Origin of the sequence: Deinococcus cellulosilyticus NBRC 106333 = KACC 11606 (assembly GCF_007990775.1) — a bacterium.
Classification (GTDB): Bacteria; Deinococcota; Deinococci; order Deinococcales; family Deinococcaceae; genus Deinococcus_C; species Deinococcus_C cellulosilyticus.
In genome coordinates this window covers 1-7,296 of sequence record NZ_BJXB01000063.1, presented here as the reverse complement: position 1 = coordinate 7,296, position 7,296 = coordinate 1, and the positions used below count along the sequence as shown (strand labels likewise).

General features: G+C 52.5%; 5 protein-coding genes. All 5 read right to left on the bottom strand.

All coding sequences use genetic code 11. The annotated features are described in order from the left end of the window. Window positions 1–527, bottom strand: a 527-nt coding sequence (locus tag DC3_RS28525; protein ID WP_222594852.1) for a YaaC family protein, incomplete at its 3' end; no start/stop codon positions are given. A 469-nt stretch (window positions 528–996) separates the two neighbouring features. Then, on the bottom strand, window positions 997–1,398 hold the full coding sequence (gene vapC / locus DC3_RS28520; protein WP_222594851.1) for a type II toxin-antitoxin system tRNA(fMet)-specific endonuclease VapC: 402 nt from the start codon (window positions 1,396–1,398) through the stop codon (window positions 997–999). Beyond that, window positions 1,395–1,631 carry an antitoxin gene (locus DC3_RS28515; RefSeq protein WP_146892141.1) on the bottom strand — a complete coding sequence of 79 codons (237 nt, stop codon included), beginning with the start codon at window positions 1,629–1,631 and terminating at the stop codon, window positions 1,395–1,397. Before DC3_RS28515 ends, vapC begins: the two co-directional genes overlap by 4 nt. A 739-nt stretch (window positions 1,632–2,370) precedes the next feature. After that, window positions 2,371–3,654 carry a hypothetical protein gene (locus DC3_RS28510; RefSeq protein ID WP_146892138.1) on the bottom strand — a complete coding sequence of 428 codons (1,284 nt, stop codon included), beginning with the start codon at window positions 3,652–3,654 and terminating at the stop codon, window positions 2,371–2,373. After that, window positions 3,651–6,896 carry an AAA domain-containing protein gene (locus DC3_RS28505; RefSeq protein WP_146892135.1) on the bottom strand — a complete coding sequence of 1,082 codons (3,246 nt, stop codon included), beginning with the start codon at window positions 6,894–6,896 and terminating at the stop codon, window positions 3,651–3,653. Before DC3_RS28505 ends, DC3_RS28510 begins: the two co-directional genes overlap by 4 nt. Window positions 6,897–7,296: the final 400 nt, after the last annotated feature.

The window sequence follows — 7,296 nt, the reverse complement described above, 5'->3', positions numbered from 1 at the left end:
TTGATGAGGTGCAGGTCCTGGGTGCTCTCAGGGCGGTCTTTGACTTTGAAGGCATCCAGTTTCAAACCCAGGTGGGTTGCGAACTCCAGGAACAGGCCTTTTTTGGTGAGGTAGATCAGTTGCCCTTCTGGGAAAGGGGCTTCGGAGTCGATGTTGCTGAGGCCGTGGCCTTTCTTGGTGAAGCCCTCGAAGTCCTGAAGGGTGTGGGTGTTGTCGGGGTCTGCGATCATCAATGCCCCGGTGAGGGCCATCATCCCGTAATAGCCGTTCAGCAGGCGGGTGGTCCAGGACACTTCGGTCTGCCGGAGGTATTCTCGGGCGTTCCGGAGGCAGTAGGCCACCCCGATGGCTTTAGCTTCGGCAAGCTCTGGGGTGAGGGTGTTGCATTTGTCTTTGCGCTGGATGAGTTTGAGGGCGAGTTTGGTGCTTTCGTATTGGGAGAGGTGGCTGAAGATGTCTTCGATGGGGCGTTCTGAAATGATGCGGAGGGTGTTTAGGGGTTCTCCATCAATGAATGCCTTGAGCATGCTTCAATTATGTTGTGTACATACGCAATTGTCAACGCGTAAAATAAAAGCGGGATTTATTGGGAATATCATTCTATTATTAACAGAACTCTAGAGGATAATAATTTCACTTGAAATATGATCAACCACCTTTACCACAGAGTGCCTGATTCTGCTTTTTTGAAATCAAGTTTCCTCTCCCCTTTCCTGGGTCTTTTCCCTCCCTGCCTCTGCACTTGCCTAAGCTCAGGGTGAAAACCCCGGGAGGACACCGGGGCCAGAAATGCCCGAACAAAAACACGCTGGAAAACTCAGGCAAAAAAAGAAAAGGTGAAGGTGGATTGTGGTGTTGTCCCTCTGGTACTAAATTGGAACTTTTTTATCAAATGAATCGTTTGGAAAAAGAGCGTTCTGGACAGAGAAAAATGAATCGATCCACAGAATGACCAGAAATGGCCCTCCAGATCCGCCTGAAGGGTTTCATACCCACCTACAGCCAGTCCTCCAGAGCCAGACCATCAATTCGCTGGAATTCCCGGGTGTTGTTCGTCACCAGGGTGACTTTCAGAGCCAGAGCATGGGCTCCAATCAAAGTGTCCAGGGGTCCAATGGGTGTTCCTCTGGCCTGCAGGTCTGCCCGCACCCGGCCATACACCCTGGCCGCTTCATCATTAAACGGCAGAACCAGCAGTGGGGTCAGGAAGTGCTTCAGGCGCTCCAGGTTTTTTTGGGACCCTGACTTGTGCATCCCGAAATGCAGTTCTGCAGCCGTGATCGAAGACACCCCAATGCTTCCAATCGGGTGCTCTGCAAAGCGCTCTGCAAAATGGGGAGGCCTGTGGTTGAGGATGAAAATGCAGGTGTTGGTGTCCAGCAGAAACTTCAGGCTCAAAGGTCCCAGTTCCTTTCCTGCTCTTCGGGCTGTTCGCGCTCGATCGTCTCCCCTGCTCCGATGCCCTCGTACCAGCTGAGCCAGGTGTCCCGGTGATTTTCAGGTTTCAGGGGGGTGATGATCAGGCTGTCCCCGATCCTTTCGATGGTGACTTCTTGCGTGTCGATTCTGAACTCTCGGGGGATCCTCACGGCCTGACTGCCGCCCGAGGTGAAGACTTTGCTGGTGGTCATGGCATTACCTCCATATATACATTATAGTATATACTTTCCAGGATTTTAACATTCGACATCAGGAAAAGAGCGTCCAGCACATCAAATCATCACTCAAAAAATACGTTTTCTCCCGAATCCTTGCCACCCTGTATCAGAGAAGCCTCACCCAGTATGATTGCCAGAAAATGCTTTTCACACAGCAAAAAGCTGTTCATCGGACTGTCTCAGATTGCCGTATCACAATCAAAATCTCCCAACCCATGCCTCAAGAGGATTTTGAGACACAACAGAGCCACAGTCCTTCAGGGAAGTTATTCGGTTGATGGGCTGGAAAGCAGATGTTCTTGACCCAGTAAAAAGACCCAGAGATCCCTACCTAAAAAATGAGTATTTGATGAGTTTCTTTGGGCGAAATCGCATGACGTTATCATCGAGACGAAACACCACGGGTTTTGTCAGTGACACAAAGTGAACAGAACACTATTCCACGTCCTTGGTAGATATCGCCCATGGTTTTCAGGTGCCTAACAACTTGAAAGCAGATCACCCAAGCGCTTTGGATCTACCGACAGCAAAAACCTTCATGATGGCAGAGCCTGAAAAAGTGCAAACCCCGAACCACCTTACTCAGGCCACAGCAGATTGTTGGTTTCAAGTTTGATGACGCATTCTGAAACATCCTCAATCAACAGCCTGCCTCGGCAAAGGCAGGCCAGTCATCAAAACTCATGCCCGAATCCGACCCTGTGATTCCCTTTCAATCCTCTCCTCTGGGATGAGATCGCACCTCATGTAAATTATCCAGAAACTGGTTCACAGGCCCAGTTACCACCCGCAAACCATCCACAAGCACATTTCTTTTCACATGACGGTCATTCAGGTATTCCTGCCAATCTTCCATGTGAACCATGACCTGAGCGCCATCAATGATGATCACACAAAGAGGGTATTGGCGGCCTGTGTCCCGAACCTTGACCCTGCTGTTCTCCCTGAATTTCTTGAGCCGTTGCACCACCCGCTGGGCCTGTGGGTGTTCATGAATTGATCCCATCCCATGCAAGAAGCCCACATCTGTTTGGATTTCGACTTTGAGGGCAGGTTTTGCAGCCAACAGGTCATCAAGGTTTTTAAGCAAGGTGTCCCACATGGGTAATCTGGCATGTCCAACGTACACATGCACTGTGCTGTTGGCACTTTGCAGGCGTTCGGTCAGGGCAGTCACCATCTGGTCTTCAAAACCATGGACACTTCCGATACCCAACAGGTCTCTCCCAGCATCAAGCAGGGCCGTGGAGGTGCGAGGAGGATCGTAAAGGGGAAACACTTCTGTTCCTTCCAATTCCACCCCACGAAGGGCCTGGGTCAACCTGGGTTGCTCTTGATTGCGTTCCAGCACCTGAAAAGCCCAGCCACCCGCATTTCGCGTCAACACCAGCCTAGCCTGCTGGTACAACCTGATCACATCACTGTTTTCGGTGGTCACACTGCGCAACTCGAATTGAGTCACATCCAGGCCATTGGGGTGGGTTTGGAGGGGTTCACTGCGACGCTGCAAGAGTGCCTGGACTTCCCGGTGGTCCAGGTCAATATTTTGAAAGGGAACGGCAATGAAGAAAGTCTCAGGCTGGTTTTCTTGCAGGGTTCCGTAAGCCTGCAGGTCCTTTTCGTCTTTCCAGCTGAGGTCACCCAGGATGGGATCCTGATGAATCACCATGCTTTCAAAGGTGCGGATGTCCTGAATGCTGGCCACACTTAAGACATCCGTTCCGTAAGGGGTCAGTGTGGGCACCAGGTCGGTATCGTAAGTGAGGGCATTGACGTGAATCAGGCGGGAAACCACCTTTTGGACGATGGTGGTGTCATTGAAGCCCAGAAGTTGGGTCATGGTTTCAATGGTGGTGATTCCATCACGCACCAGCCGCAACACCACTTCTTCCAGCAATGCCACTTTGCGGTTGCAACGGCACACCAGGTCAGCTTTCCAGACCAGCACAGGAAGGGCGATGGGATATTCAGCGAAGGGTTGGCTTGACTGGGTCATGCAGTTGCTCCTGGAATGCGATTGGCCTGTGGAATCAGCTCAATGGCCCGTTTGAGTTCAGGGTCCTGGGCAGCCCGATCAAGGTCACCGAAAATAAACACCGCACGTTTGGCTCGGCTGAAAGCCACATTCAGACGCTGGGGGTCGCCCACCCAGCGTTGAGCACCCCGTCCAGCTGTGATAACGGTGGAAATGAAAACAATGTCCGCCTGGTCTCCCTGAAAAGCATCCACCGTATCGATTTTGATGCGCAGGTGTTTCCACGCCTGGGGGCGGTTGGGGGCAATGCGCTGGAGCAGGTGTTCTTTCTGAGCGGCATAGGGGGTGATGATGGCCACATCCAGGACTTCCCCTGTCGTTTCACAGGCTTGGTTCAGGCGGACCAGCAGGCTGCTTAATTTGTGAATTTCTTGGTGGTTCAGTTTGCTCTTGCCATCCTTGCCTGTTTGTTCTGCTCCTTTGACATCAAACCAGAACACCCGGCTGTCACGGTTGAGGGCAGCAATGGGCACCCTACCTGCTGAAGTGTTTGCTCCTGAGGAGAGCATCAAACCGTCCTGCTCGTAGTAGAGCTTGCTGACAAACTCTGCGATGGAAGGATGCATGCGGAATTGCATGCTGAGGCGGGTGCGGTTGGAGGCTGGAAGCTGATCGAAGAGCTGCTGGAACATCGAGGTTTTCACCTGCTGCTCGGTGTAGTGTTCCAGCAGCTTATCGCGGTCTTCTTGTTCAATGTGGGGTGGGAGTTGTTTCTGGTCTCCCACCAGCACGAAACGCTCCCCTTTCACCAGTGCCACCAGCAGCTCACTGTGATGCGCCCGTGCGCTTTCATCCACAATCACCCAGTCGAAATGCATGTCCTGCAGGTGGGAGTACTTGTGAAACAACACCGGAAGCAGCAAACAGGTCACCCCAAAAATCTGGATGTTCGCCAGGTAATCCTGTTTCAGGGTGGGTGCAACGTGAAGTTCTTCATGCCAATATTTCAGGGTCTCCTGAAGGCCTGACAGATTCACGGTTGTTGAGTCCACCAGGGTTTCCAATTCCGGCAAGACAGCCTGTGAGTTCTGCAATGTGGTCTGCGACCACACCTCAAACGTGGCTTCAAATGACAGGTCGTTCTCGGCGGCCCGACTCCTGCTGACTTCCCGCAGGAACCGCCAGGCCCGGGGCCGATTCGGGTCACTGGCAAGGTCTTGCAGTTCCCGAACAGCCTTGTTGACCGCATCGTTGTTCTGGGAAGTGATCAGAATGCGGGCCGCAGGTTCTCGGTCCAGAATCTGTCCCACCACCTCTTTGATGGTGGTGGTCTTGCCTGCCCCAGGGGGACCCTGGATCAGGTAGAAGTCCCTGGCACCCAGGGTGCTTTTCACCAGATGCTCCACTTCATTGCGGGGCAGCAGGTGTTGCTGGATCAGGCTGAGTTGGCGCTCGGGGAAACAGCGGTTGGTGTTTGGGTCAAGGATCAACTGGGGCAACCTGGGGTTGGCCGTCTGTCCACTGATGAAGGCCTGGATGGCCATTTTCTGCCGTTCAATGGCACGCATCACCAGCCGATTGAAGGCAAAGCAGGTGATGGGTTCTTCCGTTTTGAGTTTGTGGTTGCCAACAATGCGGACGGTGAAGGTCTGATCTTCTTCTGAAATGCCCACGATGGTGCCAAACATTTGTTTGCCTTTGGCTTTTTTCAGTTCAATGTCAATGTCGCCCCCCAGCAGTTCTGTCCAGACTTTCAGGGTGCTGCCCAGGTTTTCCATCGGTTCGAACCCCAGTTTGAGGTCCTGAGGTTCAATGTTGGTGGCAGCCGTGATTTGAAAGGTGACGTGGTTGCTGCCATCCAGGTGCATCTCAGGTGTGATCTGTTCAATTGCGCCCCGACCACCAGTGACCTGAATGGGCAACAGGTCCACCCAGAGTTGTCCATTGCGTTGCTGTTGAAGGTCAAGCAGGCGCTCGGACAGCTCAAGGTATGCTTTGCGCCTGTTTTCGGCAGTGAGCCGAACTTTCTTGTCCTGAAGCAAATCAAAGACTTCGTTCAGAAAATCAGCGGCGTCACGGGTGGCATGGTGAACAATGCGGTATGCCACTGGAAAAGCTTCTCGCCTTTTTTGCAGCTTTTTGGGGTCACCCATGAGATCACAACGGATGACTTCCAGGTTGTCCCCCGCCTGATTTGCCCGGGCATGCACCTCCCGACCGTACAGGTCCACTTGCATCTGGCGCTGGTCGTCCTGAAAGGCAATGTCCACCCGCAAGCCATCGTTGAGCTTGGCCAGAAACTCAGGCAAAGAAAGGTTCAAGTTTGCGGCAATGCGGGAAATGATCCTGGATGAAAAAAACACATGGGTGTCCTGACGCATCAGGTTGGCATCGAGGAGACCTTTGAGGGCATCTTCCAGTTCACCTGCTTCCGGGCGGGCATTGAGGGGCTGACTCAGCATGTGGTAAAGCACCTGGTACAAACCCGCAAAACCCGCATCCCCAACCTCCTGGGACAGGGGCTCCAGAAAAGCCGAAAAATCATCTGGGGTGAAATCCTCTCTGGCCACTTGATAAGTGAGTAATTCTGCTGCCACCAGGGCAAATGAGTACCAGTCGGTGCCTTCCCCTTGTGCCTGGTAGTTGCGCACTTCAGGCGCAGCATGGGGCAGACTGAAGTGGTCCTGTCCCCTCAGGGTCATCATCTGACGGGTTCCGAATTGCTGGGTGAGGCGGGCCACTCCGAAATCAGAGAGCTTCAAGGTGCCCCGGTGGTGGTCCATGAGAATGTTTTTGAGTTTGATGTCCCGGTGCAGGATCCTCAGGTTGTGCACTTCTCGGATGCCATCAAGCAGTTGCAGGAGTTGCTTCACCCGCCATTCCAGAGGCCTTCGGCGGTGAGGCCGTGCCTTTGCATCTTCAATGTGCTGCTCCAGGGTGCTTCCGTCTCCACACAATTCCAGCACCAGGCAAGCCGTTTCTGTCTGGAAATGGTCATCGTGGTACAGGAAAGCTTCTTGAAGTTCGACCACAGCTGGATGCCTGAAGTTCTCCAGGGCCGAGCGTTCTTTGTTGAACATGATGCGAACCAGGCCCTCATCTGGACCGTGCAAGGGGAGCAACTTGATGGCATAGGCGTTTTCTGTGAGCGTATCGGTGGCTTTGAGGACCACACTGTACTTCCCAGAGTTGATCAGGTGGGTCGTTTGGTAACGGTTTCCGTAGATTTCGCCGATGGGTGGACTGTCAGGTGTAGAGGACACCCAAACAGCATACGAAATGCCGAAATCATTTCATACGGCTGGATTGGAAATTTGAATCAATTCCAATTTTTATAAGATCAGGGTTTTCATGTATTGACAAACAAGGAATACTTCTTCAAGAGATGGAAACCAGAAGTAAAATATTGCAGTGTCATGATCTGGAAAATCCCATGGTCGATTCTATAAAGGCAACGACAGATTTGAACAGAAAACTCAAAATTTCAACCGACACATGAAAAATCGCAGGCCCTCAAAACACCCAGCTCAGGCCCAAACCAAGGCAAGTGGCTCAAGCAAGGACACCAGCGAAAATGTGCAGGGGAAAACCCTCCCTCTTTCGTGAAAATATACCAAGCTTTAGGAGGCACACAGCAAAACGCTGCTCTTGCCCTTAACATGA